Annotated in this window: 21 protein-coding genes and 1 pseudogene; 8 read left to right on the top strand and 14 right to left on the bottom strand. The window is 74.1% G+C overall.

The annotated features are described in order from the left end of the window. Window positions 1–5: 5 nt before the first annotated feature. On the top strand, window positions 6–1,208 hold the full coding sequence (locus ACZ7LV_RS01090) for a Gfo/Idh/MocA family protein (protein WP_471934697.1): 1,203 nt from the start codon (window positions 6–8) through the stop codon (window positions 1,206–1,208). A 25-nt stretch (window positions 1,209–1,233) separates the two neighbouring features. Here the strand turns inward: ACZ7LV_RS01090 and ACZ7LV_RS01085 are convergent, their stop codons facing one another. The 5 genes from ACZ7LV_RS01085 to ACZ7LV_RS01065 form a co-directional block, all read right to left on the bottom strand. Beyond that, window positions 1,234–1,929, bottom strand: a complete 696-nt coding sequence (locus ACZ7LV_RS01085) for a L,D-transpeptidase family protein (RefSeq protein WP_471934696.1) — start codon at window positions 1,927–1,929, stop codon at window positions 1,234–1,236. A 146-nt stretch (window positions 1,930–2,075) separates the two neighbouring features. Beyond that, on the bottom strand, window positions 2,076–2,888 hold the full coding sequence (locus tag ACZ7LV_RS01080) for an SDR family NAD(P)-dependent oxidoreductase (protein WP_471934695.1): 813 nt from the start codon (window positions 2,886–2,888) through the stop codon (window positions 2,076–2,078). A 73-nt stretch (window positions 2,889–2,961) separates the two neighbouring features. Beyond that, window positions 2,962–3,876, bottom strand: a complete 915-nt coding sequence (locus ACZ7LV_RS01075) for an SDR family oxidoreductase (protein WP_471934694.1) — start codon at window positions 3,874–3,876, stop codon at window positions 2,962–2,964. A gap of 105 nt (window positions 3,877–3,981) precedes the next feature. Then, window positions 3,982–4,611, bottom strand: a complete 630-nt coding sequence (locus ACZ7LV_RS01070) for an MBL fold metallo-hydrolase (protein WP_471934693.1) — start codon at window positions 4,609–4,611, stop codon at window positions 3,982–3,984. After that, window positions 4,611–5,699, bottom strand: coding sequence for an S-(hydroxymethyl)mycothiol dehydrogenase (locus ACZ7LV_RS01065; protein WP_471934692.1), 1,089 nt, complete (start codon window positions 5,697–5,699; stop codon window positions 4,611–4,613). Before ACZ7LV_RS01065 ends, ACZ7LV_RS01070 begins: the two co-directional genes overlap by 1 nt. Before the next feature lie 258 nt (window positions 5,700–5,957). Between ACZ7LV_RS01065 and ACZ7LV_RS01060 the strand changes: the two genes are divergently transcribed. Then, window positions 5,958–7,670 (top strand): ABC transporter ATP-binding protein, encoded by a 1,713-nt coding sequence (locus tag ACZ7LV_RS01060; protein ID WP_471936030.1) that lies wholly within the window; start codon window positions 5,958–5,960, stop codon window positions 7,668–7,670. An 18-nt stretch (window positions 7,671–7,688) separates the two neighbouring features. On the opposite strand, the gene ACZ7LV_RS01055 is transcribed toward ACZ7LV_RS01060, so the two are convergent. The 3 genes from ACZ7LV_RS01055 to ACZ7LV_RS01045 form a co-directional block, all read right to left on the bottom strand. Continuing rightward, window positions 7,689–7,982, bottom strand: a complete 294-nt coding sequence (locus ACZ7LV_RS01055) for a hypothetical protein (protein ID WP_471934691.1) — start codon at window positions 7,980–7,982, stop codon at window positions 7,689–7,691. A gap of 107 nt (window positions 7,983–8,089) precedes the next feature. After that, window positions 8,090–8,752: a TetR/AcrR family transcriptional regulator gene (locus ACZ7LV_RS01050; RefSeq protein ID WP_471934690.1), complete on the bottom strand. Its 663-nt coding sequence runs from the start codon at window positions 8,750–8,752 to the stop codon at window positions 8,090–8,092. A 69-nt stretch (window positions 8,753–8,821) separates the two neighbouring features. Further along, window positions 8,822–10,795: a GTP-binding protein gene (locus ACZ7LV_RS01045; RefSeq protein ID WP_471934689.1), complete on the bottom strand. Its 1,974-nt coding sequence runs from the start codon at window positions 10,793–10,795 to the stop codon at window positions 8,822–8,824. A gap of 163 nt (window positions 10,796–10,958) precedes the next feature. On the opposite strand from ACZ7LV_RS01045, the gene ACZ7LV_RS01040 reads away from it, so the two are divergent. Beyond that, window positions 10,959–12,059, top strand: a complete 1,101-nt coding sequence (locus ACZ7LV_RS01040) for an XdhC family protein (RefSeq protein WP_471934688.1) — start codon at window positions 10,959–10,961, stop codon at window positions 12,057–12,059. Window positions 12,060–12,080: 21 nt separating this feature from the next. Here ACZ7LV_RS01040 and ACZ7LV_RS01035 read toward each other — a convergent pair whose 3' ends face one another. The 5 genes from ACZ7LV_RS01035 to ACZ7LV_RS01015 all read right to left on the bottom strand — a co-directional run bounded on the left by ACZ7LV_RS01035 (window position 12,081) and on the right by ACZ7LV_RS01015 (window position 16,329). After that, a complete protein-coding gene (locus ACZ7LV_RS01035; protein WP_471934687.1) occupies window positions 12,081–12,581 on the bottom strand; it encodes a metallophosphoesterase family protein in 501 nt (166 codons plus the stop codon). 89 nt (window positions 12,582–12,670) lie between these two features. After that, a complete protein-coding gene (locus ACZ7LV_RS01030) occupies window positions 12,671–12,850 on the bottom strand; it encodes a hypothetical protein (RefSeq protein ID WP_365447675.1) in 180 nt (59 codons plus the stop codon). An 89-nt stretch (window positions 12,851–12,939) separates the two neighbouring features. Next, on the bottom strand, window positions 12,940–13,296 hold the full coding sequence (locus ACZ7LV_RS01025) for a DUF6479 family protein (protein WP_401667036.1): 357 nt from the start codon (window positions 13,294–13,296) through the stop codon (window positions 12,940–12,942). A gap of 87 nt (window positions 13,297–13,383) precedes the next feature. Further along, window positions 13,384–13,803 carry a CBS domain-containing protein gene (locus ACZ7LV_RS01020; protein ID WP_471934686.1) on the bottom strand — a complete coding sequence of 140 codons (420 nt, stop codon included), beginning with the start codon at window positions 13,801–13,803 and terminating at the stop codon, window positions 13,384–13,386. A gap of 81 nt (window positions 13,804–13,884) precedes the next feature. After that, a complete protein-coding gene (locus ACZ7LV_RS01015) occupies window positions 13,885–16,329 on the bottom strand; it encodes a SpoIIE family protein phosphatase (RefSeq protein WP_471934685.1) in 2,445 nt (814 codons plus the stop codon). A 206-nt stretch (window positions 16,330–16,535) separates the two neighbouring features. Here ACZ7LV_RS01015 and lanKC point away from each other — a divergent pair, with 206 nt between their 5' ends. The 4 genes and pseudogenes from lanKC to ACZ7LV_RS00995 all read left to right on the top strand — a co-directional run. Continuing rightward, window positions 16,536–19,142 carry a class III lanthionine synthetase LanKC gene (gene lanKC, locus ACZ7LV_RS01010; protein ID WP_471934684.1) on the top strand — a complete coding sequence of 869 codons (2,607 nt, stop codon included), beginning with the start codon at window positions 16,536–16,538 and terminating at the stop codon, window positions 19,140–19,142. Between the two features lie 35 nt (window positions 19,143–19,177). Beyond that, entirely contained in the window at window positions 19,178–19,288 is a 111-nt protein-coding gene (locus tag ACZ7LV_RS01005) for a SapB/AmfS family lanthipeptide (protein ID WP_196456392.1), read from the top strand. A gap of 81 nt (window positions 19,289–19,369) precedes the next feature. Continuing rightward, window positions 19,370–21,079, top strand: a complete 1,710-nt coding sequence (locus tag ACZ7LV_RS01000) for an ABC transporter ATP-binding protein (RefSeq protein ID WP_471934683.1) — start codon at window positions 19,370–19,372, stop codon at window positions 21,077–21,079. Next, a pseudogene (locus ACZ7LV_RS00995) lies at window positions 20,980–22,647 on the top strand (ATP-binding cassette domain-containing protein); the annotation flags it as partial. The gene ACZ7LV_RS01000 and the pseudogene ACZ7LV_RS00995, both read left to right, overlap by 100 nt. Before the next feature lie 228 nt (window positions 22,648–22,875). Here the strand turns inward: ACZ7LV_RS00995 and ACZ7LV_RS00990 are convergent. Further along, window positions 22,876–23,484 carry a LuxR C-terminal-related transcriptional regulator gene (locus tag ACZ7LV_RS00990; RefSeq protein WP_471934682.1) on the bottom strand — a complete coding sequence of 203 codons (609 nt, stop codon included), beginning with the start codon at window positions 23,482–23,484 and terminating at the stop codon, window positions 22,876–22,878. A gap of 429 nt (window positions 23,485–23,913) precedes the next feature. On the opposite strand from ACZ7LV_RS00990, the gene ACZ7LV_RS00985 reads away from it, so the two are divergent. Continuing rightward, window positions 23,914–26,058, top strand: a complete 2,145-nt coding sequence (locus tag ACZ7LV_RS00985; protein WP_471934681.1) for a PP2C family protein-serine/threonine phosphatase — start codon at window positions 23,914–23,916, stop codon at window positions 26,056–26,058. Window positions 26,059–26,127: the final 69 nt, after the last annotated feature.

The following is a 26,127-nucleotide window of genomic DNA, read 5'->3' as shown; positions in this document are numbered from 1 at the left end:
ATCCCATGACGTTCTCCCTCGGCATCGTCGGCGCCGGGCAGTTCTCCGGGCAGTTCGCGAAGCTGTTCCTCGCCCATCCGGGCGTCGGCGACGTCCATGTCACCGACCTGCTGCCCGAACGGGCCGAGCGGCTGGCCGCCGCGGAGGGCCTGAGCGGCACCTTCCCGACCTACGAGGCCATGCTGGAGTCCCCCGGGATCGACGCGGTCGCGATCTTCACCCAGCGCTGGACGCACGGCCCGCTGGTGCTCCAGGGGCTGAACGCCGGCAAGCACGTCTACTCCGCGGTCCCGATGGCGATCGCCACCGAGGAGATCGCGGCGATCATCGACACGGTCAAGGCGACCGGGCTGACGTACATGATGGGCGAGACCAGCCAGTACAACCCGGCGACCGTGCACGCCCGCGACCAGATCGCCAAGGGCGCCTTCGGCCGGATCTTCTACGCCGAGGGCGACTACGTCCACGACATGGACCTGGGGTTCTACGAGGCGTACCAGTACAGCGGCGGGGAGAACTGGAAGGCGACGGCGAGCTATCCGCCGCTGCTGTACCCGACGCACTCCGTGGGCGGTGTGCTGGGCGCCTGGCAGACGCACGCGGTGAGCGTGTCCGCGCTCGGGGTGGTGGACGAGCGGGGCGACGGCGTCTTCGACCGGGCGGTGAGCCAGTTCGACAACGACGTCTCGAACGCGACGGCGCTCTTCGAGGTCGCGGGCGGCGGTTCGTTCCGCACCAACGAGTTCCGGCGGGTCGGCTACCCGTCCCACATCCGGGAGTCCCGCTTCCGCTTCTTCGGCACGGAGGCGAGCATGGAGCAGCTCGCCACGGTGGCGCTCTGGCAGGACAAGTCGGGCGTCACGGACATCTCCGAACTGCTGGAGCCCAAGCAGACGTTGTCGCCGGACGACCCGTCGCTCCAGCACATCGCGCCGGATCTGCGGGCGGCCTTCACCTCGGGTTCGGCGCCGGTGCACGACCGGTCCCGGCTGCCGCGCGCGTTCGACCACCTGCACAACGGGCACGAGGGCAGCCACCACTTCCTGGTGGACGATTTCGTGAGGGCGGTCATCACGCGCTCGCTGCCGTCCGTCAACGCGTGGGTGGCTGCCCGCTACACCCTGCCGGGCATCGTCGCGCACGAGTCCGCGCGGCAGGGTGGCGTACGGCTGGAGATCCCGGACTTCGGCGACGCGCCGCAGGTCTGACGCCCCGAGCGAGCCGGGTGCCCCGTCAGGTGCCCGGCTTGCGCCCGTACACGTAGACGTCGTCGCCGTTCTTCAGCAGCGACCAGTACTTCTTCGCCGTGGTCTTCGTCATGTTGACGCAGCCGTGCGAGCCGGGCGGGTTCCACATGCTCAGGCCCACCGAGTGGAAGGCCTGGCCGCCGTCGAAGAACTGGGAGTAGGGCATCGGCACGTGGTAGATCGTCGACACGTGGTCGATGTTGCGCCAGTAGATCTTCTTCAGGCCCGTGCGGGTCTCGTAGCCGTTCTTGCCGGTGCGGACCGGGACGGGACCGTAGACGAGCTTCCTGCCGTCCTGGATCCAGCTGAGCTGGAGGGTGAGGTTCACACAGGCGATACGGCCCTTGTTGACCGGGCAGGCGCCGGACTTGTTGGGGTTCTTCCCGACGGCCTTCTGCTTGTTCATGAGGTCCATCACGCCCCAGGTGACGGGCCCCGCGTAGCCGATGTTCGGCGTGATGCCGTGCTTGGTCTGGAACGCCTGGATCGCCTTGCAGTCCGCGGAGGACTGCCTGCCGTCCACCGGGCGGCCGAGGAACTTCTCCACCTGCTTCTGGTACGGCCCGGTCTGCGTGGTGCAGCTCGCCGCCTGCGCCGGGGCTGCGCCCAGCGCGAGTGTGAGCGGCGCCACCAGAGCGGTGGTCCCCAGGACGACGGTCGCCCGCCTGCGAATCTCCCCCATGGGCTGGCCTTGTCTCTCGCGTCGAATGCGCGTCTGTCGCGCGTTCTCTGCCTGCTAGACCGGTCGAGGGCCGATTCGGTTGTAGGCGCGGGCCGACCGCGACAAAACGGTGACATCCGGCGCGCGGCGGAGCGCGGCCGCGGTTCTCACGGGCTGCGGTCGGCCTGTCGGCCGGTGCGCCCCGTGACGGAGGTGAAGCCGGTGTTCACGGCGGTGATCCCCCCGTCGACGACCAGCGTCGTACCGGTGATCCAGGACGCGTCCCGGGAGGCGAGGAAGGCAACGGCGGCCGCGATGTCCTCCGGCTCGCCGACCCGGCCGAGGGGGTAGTGGCGGCGCAGCGCGTCGAGGTCGCCGTCGCGGCCCTGCCACGCCGTGGTGCGGACGGTGCCGGGGGCCACCAGGTTGACGCGCACACCCCGGCCGGCGGCATGCCCGGCGAGGGTACGGGTCAGCGAGCCGAGGCCCGCCTTGGCCGCGCTGTAGGCGTGGTTGCCGAAGTCCTGGAGCCCGTTGACCGAGCCGACGCAGACGACGGCGCCCCGCCCCGAGGTGGCCAGGTGCGGCAGTGCGGCGCGGCAGCAGCGGTACGCCCCGGTGAGGGTGACGTCCAGGTCACGTGCCCATCCCTCGTCCGTCTCGTCCTCGAAGAGCGGCGCGTCGGGATGGCAGCTGTAGGCGTTGCTGACGAGCACGTCGAGGGTGCCGAACGCGGCGACGGCCCGCGCGACGGCGTCCTCGACCGACCCCCGGTCCGCGACGTCGCACGGGTGCGCCTGTGCCCGGAGTCCTTCCTCGCGCAACTCCCCCGCGGTCTGCTCCGCGGCCGGCCCGTCGATGTCGGTCACGAGGACGGCCGCGCCCTCGGCGGCCAGTCGCCGGGCGGTCGCGGCGCCGATGCCGCGGGCCGCGCCGGTGAGCAGAACTCCGTACCCGTCGAAGCGCTTGGTGTCGGTCATGCGCAGACCGTACTGCCGTGGTGATCGACGGGGCAGGCACCGTGCGCGGCCCGGTTTCCCTCTCCGGCCGACGTCACCGGTACCCGGTCGTGTCCGCCGGCCTGCCCGGGTCCTGGACCTCGACGAGATAGCGCCAGGCGTCGGGCCGGCTGCCGTCGAGGTCGGTGAAGCCGTACTCCTGAGCGAGGCCGCCGCTCGACAGGGACCCTCCGTTGAAGCGCGACACCTCCGGGTCGGCGGCGAGGGCCGCGACGGCGCGGCCCACGTAGCGCGGGGTCTCCGAGATGGCGAAGTGCGGGGTCTTGTCGAGGGCGTCCCGCCAGTTGTCCTCGCGGACGCCGTAGGTGTCGAGCATCATCTCCGAGCGCAGCCAGCCCGGGGTCAGCGCGACCGCCGTGGCGCCGCGCGGCCCCACTTCGTGGCCCAGGGAGAAGGCCATGCGCAGGACGGCCGACTTGGCCAGGTCGTAGAAGAAGTTGACCCGGTAGGTGTCGCGGTTGTACTCGGCCGTGCCGTCGGTCATCTCCACCACCAGGCCGCCGGGGCGGCGCAGCAGGAGGGGCAGGGCGTGGTGGCTGGTGATGGCGTGCGTCTCGACGGCGAGGCGGAGCAACCGCAGGCCGCCCGCGAGGTCGTGCTCCCAGACGGCCTTGTCCCACTCGAAGAGCTTCTCGCCGCCCCAGATGTCGTTGACGAGGACGTCGAGACGGCCCTGCTCGCCGTCGATGCGGTCGACGAGCTCGCGGACCTGCGCCGGTTCGAGGTGGTCGGTGGGTACGGCGATGCCGTGGCCGCCGGCCTCGGTGACCAGGTCGGCGGTGTCCTCCAGGGTCTCGGGGCGGTCGTACTCGGAGCGGCGGGCGCGGGTGCTGCGTCCGGTGACGTAGACGGTGGCGCCGGCCGCGCCGAGTTCCACCGCGATCCCGCGGCCCGCTCCCCGTGTCGCTCCGGCGACCAGCGCGACCTTGCCCCGCAACGGCTGTGACATGTCCGACCTCCCGTTGGCTGTTCCGGGTGTCGAGCCTCCCGCGAAAGCCGGACATCTTCTGTCACCTTTTCCCGACGGTCGCTCCGTTGCCCGCCGGACCGGGTCTCAGTGGCCCCGCGTGATCCACTCCTCCAGGTGCGGGGCCTCGGCGCCGATGGTCGTGGAGTCGCCGTGGCCGGTGAGGACCTTGGTGTCCGGGGGGAGGGTCAGGAGCCGGTCACGGACGGAGGTGATGATCGTCGGGAAGTGGGAGTACGAGCGGCCGGTCGCGCCGGGGCCGCCCTGGAAGAGGGTGTCGCCCGTGAAGACGACGCCGAGGCCGGGGTCGTACAGGCAGACCGCGCCGGGGGCGTGCCCCGGCGTGTGCAGGACCCGCAGGTCGGCTCCGGCCGCCTCGATGACCTGCCCGTCCCGCAGCCCGGCGTCCGGTTCGCGTCCGGGGTGGGTCTGCTTCCACAGCGGCAGGTCGTCGTGGTGCAGCCAGATGACGGCTCCGGTGCGGTCGGCGAGCGCGGGTGCCGCGTTGACGTGGTCGTTGTGGGCGTGTGTGCACACGATGGCCTTCAGGCGCCGGTCCCCGACCGCCGCCGCGATCGCGTCGGCGTCGTGGGCGGCGTCGATGACGACGACCTCGTGGTCGTCGCCGACGAGCCACACGTTGTTGTCGACGTCCCAGGAGCCGCCGTCGAGGGTGAACTGCCCGGAGGTGACGAGGCGTTCGATGCGGGCGGCCATCACAGCACCACCACCGAGCGCAGCACGTCACCGTGGTGCATCCGCTCGAACGCCTTCTCCACCTCGTCGAGCTGGATCGTCTCGGTGACGAAGGCGTCCAGGTCCAGACGCCCTTGCAGGTGCAGGTCGATCAGCAGGGGGAAGTCGCGGGACGGCAGGCAGTCGCCGTACCAGGACGACTTCAGCGCGCCGCCACGGCCGAACACGTCGAGGAAGGGCAGTTCGAGCTTCATCTCCGGGGTGGGCACGCCGACCAGGACGACGGTGCCGGCCAGGTCCCGGGCGTAGAAGGCCTGCTTGTACGTCTCCGGGCGGCCGACCGCCTCGATGACGACGTCCGCGCCGAACCCGCCGGTCAGCTCGCGGATCGCCTCGACCGGATCGGTGCCGGAGGAGTTGACGGTGTGGGTGGCGCCCATCCGGCGGGCGGTCTCCAGCTTGCGGTCGTCGATGTCCACGGCGATGATCCGGGCCGCTCCGGCCAGCCGCGACCCGGCGACGGCCGCGTCGCCGACGCCGCCGCAGCCGATGACGGCGACGGTGTCGCCGCGGCCGACGCCACCCGTGTTGAGGGCGGCGCCGAGGCCGGCCATCACGCCGCAGCCGAGCAGTCCGGCCACCGCCGGGGAGACGGCCGGGTCGACCTTGGTGCACTGGCCGGCCGCGACCAGCGTCTTCTCGGCGAACGCGCCGATGCCGAGGGCCGGGACGAGCTCCTGGCCGGTCGCGGCGAGGGTCATCTTCTGCTCGGCGTTGTGGGTGTCGAAGCAGTACCAGGGCCGGCCACGCAGGCAGGCCCGGCAACGGCCGCACACCGCACGCCAGTTGAGGATCACGAAGTCACCGGGCGCCACCTCGGTGACGCCCTCCCCGACCGTCTCGACCACCCCGGCGGCCTCGTGGCCGAGCAGGAAGGGGAACTCGTCGGTGATGCCGCCCTGCTTGTAGTGCAGGTCGGTGTGGCAGACCCCGCAGGCCTGCACCTTCACCACGGCCTCTCCCGGCCCCGGGTCCGGTACGACGATCGTCTCGACCCGCACCGGCTCGTCCCGCCCCGGTGCAATCACGCCGCGTACTTCCTGCGCCATGTGCTGGCCCCTTCCGTCTCCGCGCGTCCGTCCCGGCATCCGACCCTACGCGTGACTGATCGGTAAGGGGACGGTTCCGGCTGCGCGCCGCGCGCCTGGTCGCGGCCGCCCCGGCCGGTCCGGCGCCCCGGTGCCGCCATGATGTCCGGCCCGCGCCCCGGTTGTCGGTGCCCCCACGTAATCTCTGAGCATCCCCTCGGACCGTGAAGGAGCAGCGTGAGCATCGCAGAGTCGGAGAGCGCCCCGCCCCCGTGGCGCATGCTCCTGGGCTATGTGCGGCCCCACTGGTGGACCCTGTTCGCGGGAGCGCTGCTGTCGCTGGTCACCGGCGCCACCGGGCTGGCGCTGCCGCTGGTGGCGCGTGGTCTGATCGACGACCTCTCCCACGACCGGGCCATCGCCGGGGCGTTGCTGGCCATGTCGGCCCTGGTCGTGGCCAACGCCGCGGTGGGCGCCCTCGGGGGGTACGTGCTCCAGCGCACTGCGGAGTCGGTGGTGCTCGGCGCCCGGCGGACCCTGTCGTCGTACCTGCTGCGGCTGCGGATATCCGCGGTGGACCGCAGCGAGCCGGGTGACCTGATGGCCCGCATCACCTCGGACACCACGCTGCTGCGCGAGGTCACGACCGACTCCCTGGTCGGCCTCGGCACGGGCGGACTCACGCTCGTCGCCACCGTCGCGATGATGGGCTTCGTCGACCCGGTGTTGCTCGGCGTCACGCTCGCCGTGGTCCTCGGCACGGGCCTGGTCCTCGGCTTCATCGTGCCCCGCATCAACAAGGCCAGCCGCCGGGCCCAGGACGCCGTCGGTGTCATGGGAGCGTCGCTGGAGCGGGTGCTGGGCGCGCTGCGCACGGTGAAGGCGTCCGGCGCCGAGCACCGCGAGGAGCGGACGCTGCACGCGGCGGCCGAGGAGTCGTGGCGGCAGAGCGTGCGGGCCGCCAAGTGGTCGGCGGCGGCGGGCAACACCGCGGGGCTGGCGATGCAGATCGCCTTCATCACGGTCCTCGCGGTCGGCGGCGCGCGGGTCGCGACCGGCGCCGTGGACATCGGCACGCTCGTCGCCTTCCTGCTGTACGTCTTCTACCTCATGTCGCCGATCCAGCAGGTGGTCGGCGCGATCACGCAGTACCAGACGGGCGCCGCCGCCCTGGCCCGGATCCAGGAGGCACTGCGGCTGCCCGCCGAACCCCAGGCGCCCGCCGCCTCGTTGCCGTCGGCCGGCGCGCCCCCGGCCGCGCTCGCCTTCACCGACGTCCGATTCCGCTACGCCGAGGACCTGCCCTACGTCCACCACGGCGTGACCTTCGAGGTCCCGGCGCAGGGCATGACGGCGTTCGTCGGCCCGTCCGGCGCGGGCAAGACGACGGTCTTCTCCCTCATCGAGCGCTTCTACGACCCGGAGTCGGGCGTGATCACGCTGGACGGCCGGGACCTCACGGAGTGGGAACTGCCGCAGCTGCGCTCCGCGATCGGTTACGTCGAGCAGGACGCGCCGGTGCTGTCGGGGTCGCTGCGCGACAACCTGCTGCTGGGCAATCCCGAGGCGGACGACGACGCCCTGACGCGGGTGCTGAAGACGACCCGGCTGGACGGGCTGGTCGAGCGGCTGCCGGGCGGCGTGGAGACACTCGTCGGGCATCGCGGCACCAAGCTGTCGGGCGGGGAGCGCCAGCGGGTGGCGATCGCCCGCGCGCTGCTGCGCCGTCCGAGGCTCCTGCTGCTCGACGAGGCGACCTCGCAGCTGGACGCCGTCAACGAGGCGGCGCTGCGCGACACCGTCGCCGACGTGGCCCGCACCACGACGGTGCTGGTCGTCGCGCACCGGCTGTCCACGGTGACGATGGCCGACCGGATCGTCGTCATGGACTCGGGCACGGTGCGTGCGGTGGGCACCCACCGCGAACTCGTGACCGCCGACCCGCTGTACGCGGAGCTGGCGGCCACGCAGTTCCTCGCCACGGCCGGCTGACGGACCGCGGCGGCGGGGTCAGCCCACGTTCGGAAGCAGCCCGGTGACGGGGGCGGCCATGTCGGTGAGCTGGCGGAGCTGGTTGAGGTCGTTGAGCCGCTGCATCTGGGTCAGCTGTGCGGACGGCCGCGGGACGTCCTCCTTGTACTCGGCGGGGATGTCGCTGACGGCGAGGGAGTCGAGGAGGGCGACCGGGCTGAGTGCGCCGACGCCCGGGGCGTCGGCCTCGGCCGCGCTCACCGAGGGGGCGGCGAGTGCGGCGACACCGGCCGCGAGTCCAACGGCTGCGACGAAACGACGTGTTGAGATCATGCTCTGGGCAACGCGAACCGGCCCCGGGCGGACACGGTCGGCCCAGTCCGCTCACCCGTCAGGCGCAGTCACCGCGCGACGGGGTGCGGCGCGGCCGGGTCCGTTCCTCAGTCCGCTCCGGGCCGCCACCCCACGGGACGCAGGATGCCGAGCAGTTGGCGGACCAGTTCGTCCACCACCTCGTCGAGCGTGGCCGGTACCCGGCCGGTGCTCCAGTCGTGGACCAGGCCGTTGACGCTGCCGATGAACGCCGTCGCGGCGAGGCGGTAGTCGCGGCGGGCCGCCTCACCGCGCTCGGCGGCCGCCTGCGCCTCGGCGCAGATCAGGTCGACCCAGCGGGCACGCCGGGTGAGCCGCTGCTCCTCCATGCGGGGACTGACGCCGACGATCTCCACGAAGGTGATGCGGACGCGGCGGGGGTCGGCGGTGACGTTGCCGGCGTAGGCGCGGAAGATCGCGTCGGCCCGCTCGTCGACAGGTGACTCCCGGGTGCCGGCCGCCGCCGTCAGCACCGCCTGCTCGGCCAGGGCGTTGACCTGGAGGTGGAGCGCGGCGAGCGCGTCCTCCAGGGTGTGGAACTCCTCGTAGAACTGCCGGGTGGACAGTCCCGCCGCCTCGCTGAGCGCCGCGACGGTCGTCGCCCGGTAGCCGGGGCCGTCGCCGAAGAGCTGGAGCGCCGCGTCGAGGAACCGCCGACGCCGCTCGGCCTGCCGTTCCTGTGCCGACCTGCCCCCGTAACGCCCCGTCGGAGCCCTGAGCCTGCCCGCCAACGTCCCTCCCGTTCCGCGCCGTCGGCCCATCCTGTCCTGCACGCCGTCCCCTGCTGAAAGGCACCCCCCTCACGTGCCGGTCCGGCGGGTCACGTTCAGCAGGTACTCCTTCCGGTTCAGCGGATTGTGGTCGGTGCGCGCACGCTCGGGCACCTCGGTGCCCGACGGGACGGGCGCGTAGTGGTCGAAGCCGCTGTCCAGTTCGCCCTCGCCCCGGGTGAGCCCCGGCAGCCGCTGTTCCACGGCGTGCACCTGGGCCGCGGGCACCGTGCCCTCCATGACACACGCCGCGCCCTGTGTCACGGTCGTCCGCGGTACCGCGCGCAGCGCGGCCAGCATCGGCAGCAGGGCACCGAGCGTGTCGGCCGGGGCCTCGATCCGGAAGCGGTGCATCGGCTCGTGCACCCGGGTGCCCGCGCCCCGCAGCGCCTCGATCAGCACCAGCGGGGTCAGCCCCCGGAAGTCGTGTCCGGTGCTGGACATGCTCTTGTCGAAGCCCTGGTGGGCGTGGCTCTGGCGGGGTGAGTAGCCGGAGTGCGTCAGGGTGACCGTGCAGTCGGGGATCCGCCAGCCGTGCAGGCCCTGGCCGAGGGTCTCACGGACGGTGTCCTCGACGGCCTTGAAGAAGGCGTACGGCATGGAGCCGAGCTCCACCTCCAGTCGGAAGGCGACGCCGGCCCCGGCCGGTGCCGGGTCGACGCGCAGGCCCACCGTGGCGAGGAAGGGGTTGGCGTCCTTCCTGTTGAACTCCACCGCCGAACCGGTCCCGGCCAGCCGCTCGACGCACACCGGCGTGGTCTCCCGGAAGCTGACGTCCAGTCCGTAGTCGCTCGCGAGCGTGGCCTGGACGACCTCCTTCTGCACCTCCCCGTACAGGGACACGGAGGTCTCCCGGCGCACCTCGTCGTGGCGCAGCGCGATCAGGGGGTCCTGCTCGGCGAGCTGGCCGAGCGCCAGATGCAGGGCCCCCCGGTCCGTCCCCGGGCCCGGCACGACGACGGTCTCCAGGGTCGGCGGGGCGAAGACGTGCCCGTAGGGCCTGCGCGGGACGCCGAGAGAGTCGCCGATCCTGACGTCGGCCGGCCCCCACAGCCGGGCGATGCGGCCCGCCGCCACGGCGTCCTGCCGGGCGTCGGTGCCCTGGTCGAACACGCTGATCGCGGTGATCCTGCCCTCCGTCCGCCCCGGGCCGCACGGCACCCGGTCCCGGACGCGCAGCGTGCCGGAGAACAGCCGCGCGTAGGCGATCCGCTCGCCCGCCGGTCCCCGCTCGACCTTGAACACGGTCCCGCAGAGCGGGCCGCCGGGGTCGCCGGCGGCGGCCGGCAGCAGGTCCTTGATGCCGCCGATCAGGGCGTCGACACCGGCACCGGTGAGGGCCGAGCCGGCGTACGCGGGGTGGACGAGTGCCTCGCGGGTCCGTGCCGCGAGGGACGCGCGCAGCAGTGCGTCCGGAACGTCGCCACGGACGTAGGCGGCGAGCAGGTCGTCGTCGTGGCCGGCCAGGACGTCGAGCGCCGCCGCGCCGAGGCCGGGGACGAAGTCGGCGGCCCCGGTGCCGAGGCCGGTCGCCGTGCCCATGGGGACGACGGGCACGGCGAGGCGTTCGGAGACGGAGCGCAGCACCTCGTCGTGACGGGCTCCGCCGCGGTCGATCTTGTTGACGAAGAGCAGCGTGGGAATGCGCAGGCGGCGCAGGGTGCGCATCAGGACACGGGTCTGCGCCTGGACGCCCTCGACGGCCGAGACGACCAGGACGGCGCCGTCCAGGACTTGCAGCACCCGCTCCACCTCGGCGATGAAGTCCGGGTGGCCTGGAGTGTCGATGAGGTTGACGGTCACGTCGTCGAGGGGGAACGAGACGACGGCCGACTTGATGGTGATGCCGCGCTGCCGTTCCAGCGCCAGCGTGTCGGTCCGGGTGCTGCCGGCGTCGACGCTGCCGATCTCGTCGATCACCCCGGCGGAGTGCAGCAGCCGTTCGGTCAGGCTGGTCTTACCCGCGTCGATGTGCGCGAGGATCCCCAGGTTGAGCAGGTGCACGAGGCGTCATGTCCTTTGTGGAGTGGGTCGGTGCGACGGCGGAGGACATGAAGGGAGATCGCATCGGGGTGACTCCTTGCTCGTGAGGACCGGTCGGGTGCAGTGCAGCAGAAGAGCGGGGGCGCGACAATGGATTAACGCTCAACCATGCGAGGGTCGCGATATGCGTGAGATTCTTCCGGCGCTGCGCCAGTGGTACGCGACGTCAGCCCCGTTCGGCCTGGCCACGGTCGTGGGGGTGAGCCGCAGTGCGCCGCGTGATCCGGGTGCCGCGATGGCGGTGGGACCCGACGACGAGGTGGTCGGCAGTGTGTCGGGGGGCTGTGTCGAGGGGGCGGTGTTCGAGCTCGCCCAGGAGGTGGTGGAGAGCGGCGAGGCCCGGCTGGAGACGTTCGGGTACAGCGACGACGACGCCTTCGCGGTCGGGCTGACCTGCGGCGGGGAGATCACCTTGCTGGTCCGTCCGGTCACTCCGGAGCGGGACCCCACCTTCGGGGCGGTCGCGGAGACGGTCCTGGAGGGCCGCCCCGTGACCCTGGCGACGGTGACGGACGGCCCGGCGCCGCTCGGGGCGACGCTGGCCGTGTGGCCCGACCGGGTGGCGGGCACGCTCGGCACGCGGGGGCTGGACGCGGCGGTCACCGCCGACGCGCGGGGCGAACTGGCGCTCGGGGCCACCGGCCTGCGGCACTACGGGCCGCGCGGGGAGCGGCGCGAGGACGACGTCTCGGTGTTCCTGCACTCCTTCGCGCCGCCCCCGCGCATGCTCGTGTTCGGCGCGATCGACTACGCGGCGGCCGTCGCCCGCGTGGGTGACTTCCTCGGATACCGGGTCACCGTCTGCGACGCCCGCCCGGTCTTCACCACGCCGAAACGTTTCCCGCCCGGCGTGGAGGTCGTCGTCGACTGGCCGCACCGCTATCTGCGCGCCACCGATACCGACGAACGCACGGTGATCTGCGTGCTCACGCACGACCCCAAGTTCGACGTGCCGCTGCTGGAGGTGGCGCTGCGGCGGCCCGCCGCGTACATCGGGGCGATGGGCAGCCGCCGTACCCACGACGAGCGCACCAAGCGCCTGACCGAGGCCGGGCTCACCGACCACGAGATGTCCCGGCTGCGCTCCCCGATCGGCCTCGACCTCGGAGCGCGGACGCCGGAGGAGGTGGCCGTGTCGGTCGCCGCCGAGATGGTGGCGCTGCGCTGGGGCGGCAGCGGGACGCCGCTCACGGCGACCCGGGGGGCGATCCATCCGCAGTCGTAGGGCGCCGGCGGCCCGGCAGGGTCAGCGGGGCGGCAGCCGGTGCAGGGTCACGTCCGTCAGCCGGCCGCCGGTGACGGAGGCCGTCATGTAGGTGCAGTGCGGCTGGCGGCGTCGGTCCGTCGGGGAGCCGGGGTTGAGCAGGCGCAGTCCGGTGGCCGTCGTGGTGTCCCAGGGGATGTGGCTGTGGCCGAAGACCAGGACGTCCACGTCCGGGAAGCGGGCGGCGCAGCGGGCCTCGCGGCCCTGGGCGGGGCCCGTCTCGTGGACGGCGGCGAAGCGCAGGCCGCCGAGTTCCGCGTGGGCCACCTCGGGCAGCCGGGCCCGCAGGTCGGGGCCGTCGTTGTTGCCGTGGACGCCGATCAGCCGGCGGCTGCGGGCCGTCAGCAGGTCCAGGGTGGCCGTGTCGACCCAGTCACCGGCGTGGAAGACCACGTCGGCGGCGTCGATCTCGGCGAGGAGCGGCTCCGGCAGGGCCTTGGCGCGCTTCGGGAGATGGGTGTCCGACGTCAGGAGCAGGCGCACCGCTCCAGCGTAGGGCGTACCGGTACCACGGGCGCGCGGCGCGGTCCGCGGGGGCGGTCCGGCAGGGATGCCTGGGTCCGTCTGTGCCCTCAGTCCTCACCCCGCACTATGTTCCACTCCGGTGCTGTGTGCGAGGTCCGTGGTCCGTCCGGGCTCTCCACGGCGGGGAGCCAGGTGCGCAGCTCGCTCTTGGCGCGCAGGCGACGGGCCTTCGACCAGCCGGTTTCCAGGCGGCGGACGACGGGTTTGTCACTGGTGGACGTGGTCACGACGCAAACCTCTTCCTTCTGCGTCCCCTCGTACGAGTGTACGGAACCGATCGGGTCCCCGCCGTCGCCGCCGGTAAACGTCGTACGGCTCAGGCGCTGCCGGGGCCGCCGCTGCCGAAGGAGCCGCCGGAGCCGCTGTTCCAGCGCGGGCGGCGCTGGTCCGCGCTGGGCATGCCGCCGGAGGGGCGCAGATCGTGCGGCGAGAGGCGCTGGTCCCCGTCCATCTCGCGGGGCGCACGCTGTTCCCGGGTCTCGCGCACCGCGCCGGACTCCGGCAGGCGGGGCTGCTCGTCGGGCCGGGGCCGCCGGGGCTCGCGCTTGCGGACCTTGATGCCGAGGAGAACGGCCCAGATCAGTGCCCCGGTGACGATGACGCCACCGACGAGGACCGCGACGAACCCGGCGACGGAACCAGCTGCGGCTACTTCGAGTGCGGTGAAGTTCATGCGCACCGAGTACCCGGCCGGCGCGGGTGAATGACTCCCGGTGCCACTGTGGTCGCCCCGGCCTGGGCCGACGGTGCGCGCAGCGGGCTACGGATTGGGCCTGGCCACGCTGATGTCGCCGAGCGCCGACTCCGGGTCGCGCTCCATGGCCAGGTCGCCCAGCGAGACGATGCCCACGGCGTGGTCCTCGTCGACGACCGGGATACGACGGACGGCGTGCTCGCGCATGAGGTCCACGGCGTGGTCGAGTTCCTCGTCGGACCGTACGGTCACCAGGTCGTCGCTGCACGCGGCGGCCACGGTGATCCGGTCGGCGTCGCCGCCGTCGGCGATCGAGCGCACCACCAGGTCACGGTCGGTGACCAGGCCGCGCAGGTGCTCGCCGTCCGTGACCAGCACGGCGCCGAGGTCCTGGTCGCGCATGATGCGGGCCACCGCCGCGACGGACATCTGCGGTTCGACGGTCACCGGGTCTGCGGTCATGATGTCGCGGACGTACTGGGTCATGACGTGCCTCCTTCGGGCTGCTGTCCTGTGTCGTCGTCGTCCCGAACCGAGTACCCGGGGCGGCGGCGACGGCACGCGGGCTCAGCGGTCCAGGGCGATCTCGCTCCACACCTGTTTTCCGCCGCTGGCCGGCACCGTGCCCCACGACGCGGACATGGCCTCGACGAGGAGCAGGCCACGGCCGCCGGTCGCCTCCCAGCCGATGCTGGTGGGCTTGATGGGGGTGCGCGGCGAGGTGTCGGCGACGGCGAGGCGCAACCGGCTGTCGACGAGGGTGAGGTCGAGGCGGACCGGGCCGTCGGTGTGCACCAGGGCATTGGTGACGAGTTCGGAGACGACCAGCAGTACGGCGTCCATCTGCGCGGTCACGCCCCAGGCGCGCAGGGTGCGCCGGGTGAAGCGCCGGGCGTGCCGGACCGCCTCCGGCACCCGCCACACCGTCCAGGTCTCGCGCCGCGGGAGGACGTCCATGCCGTCGTAGCGCATCAGGAGCAGTGCCACGTCGTCGCCGCGGTGGGCGTCGCCCAGCAGTCCGTCGGCGACCGTGCCCAGGTGGGCCGGGTCGGACGCGGCGAGCCGCTGCGCGAACTCCGCCATGCCCTCGTCGAGGTCGGACTCGGCGCTCTCGACCAGACCGTCGGTGGTCAGGGCGATGAGCGTGCCCGGCTGGAGCCGCAGCGGGCTCATCGGGAAGTCGGCCTGGGCCACCACGCCGAGCGGCGGGCCGCCTTCCGCCTCCGCGATCTCGGTGCTGCCGTCGGGCCGGCGCAGCACCGGCGGCAGATGCCCGGCCCGCACACACCAGGCGGAGCCCTCCTCCATGTCGACGTCGACATAGGCGCAGGTGGCGAAGAGGTCGGTCTCCATGCCGACCAGGAGCCGGTTGGCGTGCGAGACGACGACGTCCGGGGGGTGGCCCTCGACGGCGTAGGCGCGCAGTGCGGTGCGCATCTGGCCCATGAGCGTGGCGGCGCCCGCGCTGTGGCCCTGCACGTCGCCGATGACGAGGGCGACGTGGTTGTCGGGCAGCGGGATCACGTCGTACCAGTCGCCGCCGACCTCAAGGCCGGCCGTGGCGGGCAGATAGCGGGCGACGGCGACCGCGCCGGGCAGTTCGGGCAGGCGGCGCGGGAGCAGTTGGCGCTGGAGCATGCCGACGAGTTCGTGCTCGGCGTCGAAGGCGCGGGCGCGCATCAGGGCCTGGCCCGCCAGACCGGCCGAGGCGGTGAGCAGGGCGCGTTCGTCGGCTCCGAAGTCGTGCGGGCGGTCCCAGCCGATCAGACAGGCGCCGGCCATCCGGCCCCCCGCGGGCAGCGGGAGCACGGCGAGGCCGCCGGGGCCCACCTCGGCGAGCGCGGGTTCCAGTGCGGTGCCCGCGGGCCAGATCTGGGCGCGGCCCTCGCTCAGCGCCGCGGCCAGGGTGGGCATGGCGCGCACCGGCGCGTCGGGCCATTCGGCGCGCCATTCCAGGCGCCACAGCTCGGGCCAGGCCTCCGGTTCGGGCGGGTCGAGGACGGTGACGACGAGCCGGTCGTGCTCCAGTTCGGCCAGGGCGATCCGGTCGGCCTGCAACGGCCGGCGCAGGGCGGCGACCACGGCCTGACTGACGTCGCGGACGGTGCCGGCCGTGGCGAGCACCGCGGCCAGGCGCTGGACGCGGGTGACGTCCGTGACGTCGGACCGCAGCGTGGAGGTGTCCTCGACCGTGCCCGCCAGCCGGGACGGGACGCCGTCGCCGCCGGGCAGCAGACGGCCGCGCAGCCGGAGCCACTTGGGTGGCCCGCCGGGCCGGAGCACCCGGAACTCCAGTTCGCGGTCGCCGATGGTCATGTGGTCGGCCTCGACCACCGACATCAGCGACGGCAGGTCCTCCGGCACCGTCCGGCCGAGCAGCGTCTCGACCTTGCCGTCGAACTCGTCCCGGCCGATGCCGAACAGCTCCAGGAGGTCGTCGCCGACCTGCACCCGGCCGGTGTCCATCGCGAGGCTGAACCCGCCCGGCGGCAGCTCACCGCTCTCGGCGCGCGGCCCCGGGGCGGGCGTGGCGAGCGCGTCGGCGATCAGCTCCAGGCACTTGCGGTCCTCGGTGTCGAAGCCGTCCCGGTACTCGCTCACGGCGAGCAGGCACCCCCCGCCGCCCGAGCGGTGGGCGGGCAGCGCGGCCAGGGAGAAGTCCCGCGCCGCCGTGCGGCGGGACTCCGCGCGGTCGGCGAGTTCGCCCGGCCCGAGCCACACGGGGCGCCCGGCGCGGTGGGCGTCGGACACCGGGGAGCCGCCGGCGAGCGGATAGCCGTCGCGCAGGCCGTACAGGGTCCTGGGCACCCCGGCCGACTCGGCCATGCACAGCACCTCGCCGTCGTCGCTCGGCGTGTAGAGGGCGGCGAAGGTGGCCCGCGCGAAGACCAGCGCCTGTTCGAGGAGGCGGTGCCTGCGCGCCGGGGTGTCGGGGTCGGCCAGGAGCGCCGAGAGGGCGTCCTCGGCGCGCAGCACTCGCGCCCTGCGCCCGGCAACGCCCTCACTGACCACGTCCGTATTACAGCGCTAATGAACGCCGCGCGCAGCCCCTGTGAACGCAGTACGGCCGCCGGACGGACCGCCCGACGGCCCGGCGCTCGAAAGGGATCGAACAGGTTTTGACCCATGCGTAGCGCACGGCCGTCTCGTGACAGGCGTGACTGTCCGGGGCCCTGTCCGTGCTGCGAGGCTCGTTGCCGGCCACGGAGGGGGAGGGCATGGACAAGCGGTACGAGGTGTACGCGCTGGCGGACAGCCACTTCTACGACACGCCCGACCGGCTCGGCGGGGGCGGCGAGCCGCTGTACGAGACGGCCCGCCGCCCGGCGCCGGACGGCTGGACGGGGGCGCGGATCGGCGACTGGCTGGCGCTGACGCCGCTCGGCCCGGACGGCGCGCCGGCGCCCGGACCCACCCAGGGCTGGAAGGTGCACGCCTCCGCCACCCGGAAGGACGCGGACCGGATCGCGGCGATCGTGTGGGAGTACTGCGTGCCCCGGCGTATCCCGTTCAAGTTCGTGCCGGCCGCCCACCTGCTGCACCTGCGCAACGCCAAGTACGCACCGCGCGACGGCAGCGGCAAGTTCGTCACCGTCTACCCGGCGGACGAGGAGCAACTGCACCTGGTGCTGCGGGAGCTGGGCGAGTTGCTGAAGGGCTTCGAGGGGCCCTACATCCTGACCGACCTGCGCTGGGACGACGGTCCGCTGTACGTGCGCTACGGCGCCTTCGCCCGCACCTACGTCGTCGACGAGCGCGGCTCGCTGGTGCCGGCGGTGCGCGACGGCGAGGGCACGCTGGTGCCGGACCGGCGGACCCCGTCCTTCCAGGTGCCCGGCTGGGTGACGCTGCCCCCCTTCCTCGCACCGCAGCTCGCGGCCCGCAACACCACGACCGTCGGCGACCTGCCGTACCGGATCGAGAAGGCGCTGCACTTCTCCAACGGCGGCGGCGTGTACGTCGGCACCGACACCCGTGACGGGAGCCGGGTGGTGCTCAAGGAGGGCCGGCCGCACGCGGGGCTGGCCGCGGACGGGGCCGACGCCCTCGCGCGTCTGGAACGCGAGAAGGACGCCCTGGAGCAGGTCGCGGGCACCGGGGTGGTGCCCGAGGTGCGTGACTGGTTCACCGTGGGCGACCACCGGTTCCTCGTGATGGAGCACATCGAGGGGAGGCCGCTGAACTCCTTCTTCGCCGAGCGGCACCCGCTGCTCGGCACCGACCCGGACCCCGCGGCCGTCGCCGCGTACACGGCGTGGGCACTGCGCATCCACCGGGCGGTCGAGCGGGCCGTCGAGGCGGTCCATGAGCGCGGCATCGTCTTCAACGACCTGCACGTCTTCAACATCATGGTGGCGCCGGACGAGGAGAGTGTCCGGCTGATCGACTTCGAGGCCGCCGCGCCGGTCGCCGAGAACGGCCGTCAGATCGTCGCCCACCCCGGCTTCTTCGCCCCGCCGGACCGCCGCGGCACGGACGTCGACCGCTACGCGCTGGCCTGCCTGCGACTCGCCCTGTTCCTGCCGGCCACCACCCTGTTCGTGGTCGACCGGGGCAAGGCCGCCCATCTGGCGGACGTCGTCGCCGAGCAGTTCCCGGACGTGCCCCGGGCCTTCCTGGACGAGGCGGTCGCGGAGATCACCCGGGGCGCCGCCCGGCCGTCGGCGGCCACCCCGCTCGTCCGTCCCGGAGACTGGCCGCACAGCCGCGACTCGATGGTGAAGGCGATCCTCGCCTCGGCCAGCCCCGAGCGCACCGACCGGCTCTTCCCCGGCGACATCACCCAGTTCTCCGACGGCGGCGGCCTCGGCATCGCGCACGGCGCCGCCGGTGTGCTCTACGCGCTCGAACGGACCGGCGCGGAACGGTACGAGGAGGGCGAACGCTGGCTCCTGGCGCGCACCGAACCGCCGCCGGTGGGCACACCGCTCGGCCTGTACGACGGCCTGGCGGGCGTCGCCCTCGTGCTGGACCTGCTCGGCCACCGGACGCGGGCACTGGACCTGATCGACCTGGTCCTGCGCGAGCGCTGGCAGCGCCTCGCCTCGGACCTGCACGGCGGACTGGCCGGACTGGGCCTCGTCCTCGGCGCCCTGGCGCGCACCACCGGTGAACGGCGGCTGGCCGAGGCCGCCGAGGAGGCGGCGCGCGTCCTCGTGGGACGGCTCGCCGAGCCGCTGCCCGACACCCCGCGCCGGCGGGCCGGGCTGCTGCGCGGCGCGAGCGGGCCCGCGCTGTTCCTGCTGCGCCACTACGAACGGACCGGCGAGCGGGACCTGCTGGACGCGGCCGGCACGGCGCTGCGCCGGGACCTCGACTGCTGTGTCGTGCAGAAGGGCGGCTCGCTGGAGGTCGACGAGGGCTGGCGGACGATGCCGTACCTCGGCGACGGCAGCGCGGGCGTGGGCATGGTCCTCGACGACCACCTCGTCCACGCCACCGACGACGACGGCGAGTTCGGGCGGGCCCGCGCCGGGATCCTGACGGCCGCCACCTCGCGCTTCTACGCGCAGCCCGGACTGTTCCAGGGCCGCGCCGGGATGATCCTGCACCTCGCTCGCACCACCACCCCGGGAGCCGGGCGGAAGGAGCTGGCGGCCCAGGTCGCCGGGCTCGGCTGGTACGCCATGGCCTACCAGGGCCAACTGGCCTTCCCCGGGCACCAGATGATGCGGCTGTCCATGGACCTGGCCACCGGGACGGCGGGCTGCCTGCTCGCGCTCGGCGCGGCCCTCGGCGACCCGTCCACCGCACATCTGCCGTTCCTGCCGCCGCCCCCGCGGCGGCCCTCACAGACGCGGTTCCGCGATCCCGCGGAGTCGTGACACCACCCCGTCCCCATGGATGAAAGGACACGAAGATGGCACTGCTCGACCTGCAGGCGATGGACACCGAGGAGTACACCGGCGGCCAGAGCACCCTCAGCCTGCTCTCCTGTGTGAGCGCCGCGAGCATCACGCTCTGCCTCTGACCGACGGCACCGCACAGCTCCGGGCGGCCACTCCCCATCAGGGAGGGGCCGCCCGGGGTCCGTACAGGAGGCGCTCACTCCATGACAGGACCCACGACGCCGACGGACACCGGGACCCGGGAACTGCTGCGCCGGGCCGGGCGGCACAGCGCGGGGCGGTGCCTCGCGCTCGGCCTGGCGGGAACGTTCGCCACCGGGGCCGGGCTGCTGCTGCCCGCCGCGCTGGGCCGGGCCCTGGACACGCTGCTGTCGGGGCGGTCCGCGACCGGCTGGGTGCTGTGCTGCGCCGCGCTGGTACTGCTGATCGCCGTGCTGGACGCGGCCGAGGCGGTGCTCGCCGGGACCGTCGACGCACGGAGCACGGCCTGGCTGCGCCGCCGGACCAGCGGCCGTCTGCTGGCACTGGGTCCGCGCGCCGGCGGCCGGTTCGGCTCCGGTGACCTGGTCGCCCGGGTCGTCGGCAACGCCGCGCAGGCCGGGACCGCGCCGGGGGCCCGCGCCCTGCTGGCGGCCGCGTGCGCGGGGCCCGTCGGGGGTGTGATCGCTCTGGTGCTGATCGACCCGTGGCTCGCGGTGGTGTTCCTCACCGGGGCGCCCGTGCTGGGGCTCCTGCTGCGCGCCCTCGCCCGCGACACCGCCGAGTGCGCCGCCGACTACCAGCGGGCGCAGGGACGGATCGCGGCGGCGCTGGCCGAGGCGGTCGCCGGGCACCGCACCATCCGCGCGGCAGGTACGGCGGACCGGGAGACCGCGCGTGTCCTCCAGCCCCTGCCCGAACTGGCGCGCGCGGGCCACCGCATGTGGCGGGTGCAGGGGCGGGCCGCCGGGCAGGCCGTCGCCGTGGGACCGCTGCTCCAGCTGGGCGTGGTCGCCGTCGCCGGCCTGCTGCTCGCCCGGCACCGGCTCTCCGTGGGCGAGTTGCTCGCCGCCGCCCGCTACGCGGTCCTGGCGACCGGCGTCGGCGTGCTCGTGAGCCACCTCTCCGGCCTGGCCCGCGCCCGCGCGGCCGCCGCCCGGCTGACGGAGGTCCTGGTGCAGCCCGCCCCCGGGCACGGCGGCCGGACGCTGCCGCCCGGCCCCGGCCACCTCCGACTGCGCGCGGTGACCGCACGCCTGGGCGCCCGCACGGTCCTCGACGGCGTCGACCTGGACGTGCCGGGCGGCACCACCCTCGCCGTGGTCGGCCGCTCCGGCACCGGCAAGTCCCTGCTCGCCGCGCTCGCCGGGCGCCTGGCCGACCCGGACGTCGGCGAGGTCCTGCTCGACGGCGTCCCCCTGCGCGACCTGGGCCGGCCGGAGCTGCGCCGCGCCGTCTCCTACGCCTTCGAACGCCCCGCTCTCCTGGGCGCCACCGTCGAGGACACCCTCGCTCTCGGCCTGCCCTCCCCCGCTCCCGGCCGCGTCCGCGCGGCCGCCCGCACCGCCCGCGCCGACGATTTCGTCCGCCGCCTCCCGGACGGCTACGCCACCCGCTGCGCCGACGCCCCCTTCTCCGGCGGCGAGGCGCAACGGCTGGGTCTGGCCCGCGCGTTCGCGCAGGGCGGCCGTCTGCTCATCCTCGACGACGCCCTGTCCAGCCTGGACACGGTGACGGAACACCACATCACGCGGGCCCTGCTGGCCCGGCCGCGTACGACGCGCCTCCTGGTCGCCCACCGGCCCACCACGGCGGCCCGCGCGGACGCGGTGGCATGGCTGGACGGCGGCCGGGTGCGGGCGGTCGGCAGCCACGCGCGGCTGTGGCAGGACCCGGAGTACCGGGCGGTCTTCGGGGACGGTGGCCGGGAGTGAGCGGCCACGGGATCCACGAGCACGGGATCCACGAGCACGGGGTCCACGAGCACGGGGTCCACCGGTACGGAGCCCACCGGTACGGGGTCCACCGGTTCGGGGTCCTCCGGCGGGGGCTCGGCTTCCTCCGGGCCCGTCCCCGGGTCCTGGCCCGGCTAGGCGGCTGGTCGGCACTGGAGACCGCGCAGACCTTCCTCGTCGGCTACGCGCCGGCCCGGGCACTGGACGCCGGGTTTCTCGCGGGACGCACGGACACCGGGCTGGCGTGGCTCGGGCTGGCCGCCCTCGGGGTCCTGGCCGGGGCGATCGGGACGGCACGGGTGTACCGGGCGGTCGCCGATCTCGTCGAGCCGCTGCGGGACGGCCTGGTCACGCGGGTCGTCGAGCGCGGGGTGCGGGAGGCGGAGGGCGAGGCGCTGTCCCGGCTGACCCAGCAGGTGGAGATCGCCCGGGACACCTTCGCCGGTCTGGTGCTGGTCTCCCGCTCGTTCGTCTTCACCGCCCTCGGCGCCCTCGTCGGACTGTTCTCGCTGGCCCCGGCGCTGCTGCTGGTCGTCGTCCCGCCCCTCGTCGCCGGACTCGGACTGTTCCTCGCCTCGCTCCGGCCGCTGGCACGCAGGCAGGAGGCCTTCCTCACCGCCGACGAGGCGCTCGCCGGGCATCTGGGCGTCGTGTGCCCGGGGCTGCGGGACATCACCGCGGCCGGCGCGGAGGAGCGGACGGCCGCCGAGGTCGGGGAGCGCGTCGACGCCGAGCTGGCGGCCGCCCGTTCGCTGGCCCGCTGGTCCGTGCTGCGCGTCGCGTCCCTCGCGGTCGGCGGTCAGCTGCCGGTCCTGCTGCTGCTCGCCGCCGCGCCGCTGCTCCTGTCGCGCGGCGTGACGCCCGGCGCCCTCGTCGGTGCCCTCGCCTACGTCACCCAGTCGCTCCTGCCCGCCCTGCGCAACCTGATCCACGGCCTGGGCACCAGCGGCTCGCGCCTGGCCGTCGTGCTGCGCCGCCTCGTCCCCGCCGAACCGCCCGCGAGCGACCCGGGCGAGCCCGTCCCGCCCCGCGTCCGGCCGGCCGGCCCTCCCCCGCACGGCGCCCCGGCCGCCGCCCTCACCGTCTCCTGCCTCACTTTCGCCTACGGGCCCGCCGCGACCCCCGTGATCGAGGACCTCGACCTCGTCCTCGCCCCGGGCTCCCACCTGGCCGTCGTCGGCCCGAGCGGCATCGGCAAGTCGACGCTCACCGCCCTCGTCGCCGGACTGCTCACCCCCCGGCACGGCACCGTCGACGTCCACGGTCACCCCGTCCCGGGGCCGGCCGCGACGGCCCACCGCGTCCTGATCCCGCAGGAGGCCTACGTCCACACGGGCACGCTCGCCGAGAACCTGAGCCATCTGCGCCCCGACCCGGTGCCCGAACGCGAACTGCTCGCCGCGGCCGAGGCGGTCGGGCTCACGCCGCTGCTCGACGCGCTCGGCGGGCCCGGGGCGCCGGTCGACCCCGGCGCGCTGTCGGCGGGTGAGCGGCAGCTGATCGCGCTCACCCGGGCCTACCTGTCTCCCGCGCCGCTCGCCCTGCTGGACGAGGCGACGTGCCATCTGGACGCCGGGGCGGAGGAGCGGGCGGAGCGGGCGTTCGCCGCGCGGCCGGGCGGCACCCTGGTCGTCGTCGCCCACCGCATCGGTTCGGCCCGCCGCGCCGGGCGCGTGCTGCTCATGGACGGCCCGCGCACGGAGTACGGCACTCATGAGGAGCTGGTGCGGTGCTCACCGGCGTACCGGGCCCTGGCCGGGGACCGTCCGCCCCGGTCACAGCCAGCCCTCGCCCCGCGAGATGCGGATCGCGTCGACCCGGTTGCGGGCCCCGGTCTTGCGGGTGATGGCCGCCATGTAGTTGCGCACCGTGCCGTGGGAGAGGTGCAGGCTCCCCGCGATCTCCGGGACGGAGGCGCCCTCGGCGGCCAGGGCTAACACGCTCAGCTCCCGTCTGGTCAGCGGCATCTGCGCGGCCTTGAGGAAGCCGAATCCGAGCGAGTCGTCGACGAAACGTTCCCCCGCGGCGACCCGCCGGATCGCCCGGACCAGCCGCTCCGGGGAGCCCGCCTTGTCGACGTAACCGAGCGCGCCCGCCTCGATCGCCCGTCTGAGCAGGCCGGGCCGGTTGCCGTTGGCCAGCACCAGCAGTCCCGGCGGCGTCCGGCCCGGCCCGCCCGCGGTCAGGTCCCCCACCGGCGGTATGCCGTCACGGTCCACGCGGTCCAGGTCCGCGGCGCAGACGTCCGGCTGCACGGACCGCAGCCGGCCCGCGATGCCCGACCAGGGGGTGTCGTGGACCCCCAGATCGGGTTCGCGGCGGAGCCAGTCCGCGAGGATGGATCGCACCAGACACGCGTCGTGCACCAGAAGTACTCGGATCACCGATGTCCCTTCCCGCTTGCCGTCGCCGTTCCAGGCCCTGGGTCCCCCGGCCGAAGGCCGGCGGAGTGCCGTCCGTAAGCGCTCGTACTGGGCGTACTCGGGCTTTCGGGCGGTGCGGCGAGAGGGCGTCGCGCTGCCGTCCTCCGGACGACGACGCCACGTTCGCAACAGGCCCTAAAGCGCGTGCCCCATTCTTGGCCGCCGTCGCGCCGTCGTGGCACGCAGTTCCGGCCAAGGGGATGCGCGGGGGCGCGCGCGCCGCGCACGTGCCCCACCGCACGCTTCGACTCCCGTGGCATGGCCTGGGGAGGTCGGGGTACGCGGGGCTTCCCACGTCGTCGCCGTTGCCCGGCGCGGTCGCCGCCGTGCGGGGCGGGCCGTCCCGAGGCAGATTGATCCCTGGGACCCGTCCCGAGGCGCTGCGAGGAGGTGGTCGGCGTGCCCGACGAACAGGCGCCCGCGGCGCGCAAGGCCCCCGCCGGTGGCCCCCTTCTGTCGCTCGCCCTGGCCACGATGATGGACGGCGTCAACGCGCACTCCGGGGCGGTGTACCTGCTGGGCACCGACGAGACGGCGCTGGAGATGGCGGTGACGGCCGGGCTGCCCCGGGCGTTCGCGGCGCCCTGGGAGCGGGTCGGGGTGGACGCCCCCATTCCGGTCGCCGAGGCGCTGCGCGAGCGGCGGGTGGTCTGGGTGGGGGGCGAGGAGGAGATGGCCCGCAGGTTCCCGCGCGTCTCCGTGGTGCTGCCCTATCCCTTCGCGCTCGCCGCGCTGCCGGTGGCGACCGCGACACGGGCCTACGGCGCGGTGTTCGTGACCTGGCCCGGCTCCCACCCGCACGAGCTGAGCGACCGGGAGCGCGAGCATCTGACCGCGGCGACCGAACGGCTCGCCGTACGGCTGGAGCGGGCCGCCGAGGAGAGCCGTCCGGTGCTGCCGGAAGCCGATCTCCTCGCCGCCCCGGCCATCGGGAGCACGGCCGGCACGCTGGGCTCGCTCGAGGCGGCCCGCATGGTCGCCCGGCTGCCGTACGGAATGTGCTCGCTGGATCTGCACGGCCGGATCACCTACGCGAACGCGGCGGCGGCCGAGCTGATCGGCGTGCCGTCGAGCCGTCTGCTCGGGACCCAGCTGTGGGCGGCGGTGCCGTGGCTGAACGACCCCGTGTACGAGGACCGGTACCGGGCCGCGCTGCTCAGCCAGCACACCACGTCGTTCGTGGCGGTGCGCCCGCCGGGCGAATGGCTGTCGTTCCGGCTCTATCCGAGCACGACGGGACTGAGCGTCCGGGTCAGCAGGGCACGGGCGGTGTCGGAGATGGGCCGCATCGCGCCGCCGCCCACCGAGGGACCGGGCCGTCTGGTGACCATCTCGCAGGTGCTGAGCCTGGCCGGCGCGCTGACCGAGGCCGTGACCGTGCAGGACGTGGTGCGGCTGGTCGCGCGGGAGGTCGTGCCGTCGCTGGGCGGCCGGGCACTGGTGCTGCTCGGCTCCCGGGCCGGCCGGCTGCATGTGCTGGGGCATCACGGCTATCTCGATCCGCATGTCGTGGAGCGCTTCGACGGGGCACCGCTGAGTTCGCCGACCCCGGGCGCGCACGCGCTCAACAGCGGGGTGCCGGCGTTCTTCGAGTCCCGGATGGAGCTGGAGCGGCTCTACCCGATCCGGCACGAGACCCCGGACGGGTTCGCGGCCTGGGCGTACCTGCCGCTGATCGCCTCCGGACGCCCGGTGGGCACCTGTGTGCTGGCCTACGCCGAGCCGCACGCCTTCCCCGCGGACGAGCGCGCCGTACTGACGAGCCTCGGCGGGCTGATGGCCCTCGCCCTGGAGCGCGCCCTGCTCTACGACGCCAAGCACCAGCTGGCGCACGGGTTGCAGGCCGCGCTCCTGCCGCCCTCGCTGCCGCCGCTGCCCGGCATCGACACGGCCGCGCGCTATCTGCCGGGCACCCGCGGCATGGACATCGGTGGCGACTTCTACGACGTGATGCCGCTGGCGGGACAGGCGGCCGCGGTGATCGGGGACGTGCAGGGGCACAACGTGACGGCGGCCGGGCTGATGGGGCAGATCCGCACCGCCGTACGCGCGTACACGACGGTGGGTCAGGCACCCGCGGAGGTCATGCGCAGCACCAACGGGCTGCTCATCGACCTCGGTGCCGAGCTGTTCGCCAGCTGTCTGTACCTGCGGATCGACCCGGGGCGCGGGCGGGCCGTGATGGCGCGGGCCGGGCATCCGCCGCCCCTGCTGAGGCGGCCGGACGGCAAGGTGCGGGTCCTCGACCTCGCGGGCGGGCCGCTGCTCGGCATCGACGGCTCGGCCGTGTACCCGGCGACCGAGGTGGAGCTGCCGCCGGGCTCGGTGCTCGTCCTCTACACGGACGGGCTGGTCGAGTCGCCCGGCGTCGACATCGAGGAGGCGCTCGCCGAGCTGGGACGGCGGTTGTGCGGGGCCGGGGACCTGCCGCTGGACGAGCTGGCCGACGTGATGATGGGTCAGGGGAGCACGGAGGAGCGGGTCGACGACGTGGCGCTGATGCTGCTGCGGGCGCGGGGGGACGCAGAGGTCTGAGGGGTCACGGACGCGCCGCGGGAACGGGAGCGGTCCGGTCCTCCCACCGGAGGACCGGACCGCCGTCAG

Source organism: Streptomyces sp. NPDC107562 (assembly GCF_055657325.1).
This window is presented reverse-complemented; position numbering and strand designations above follow the sequence as displayed.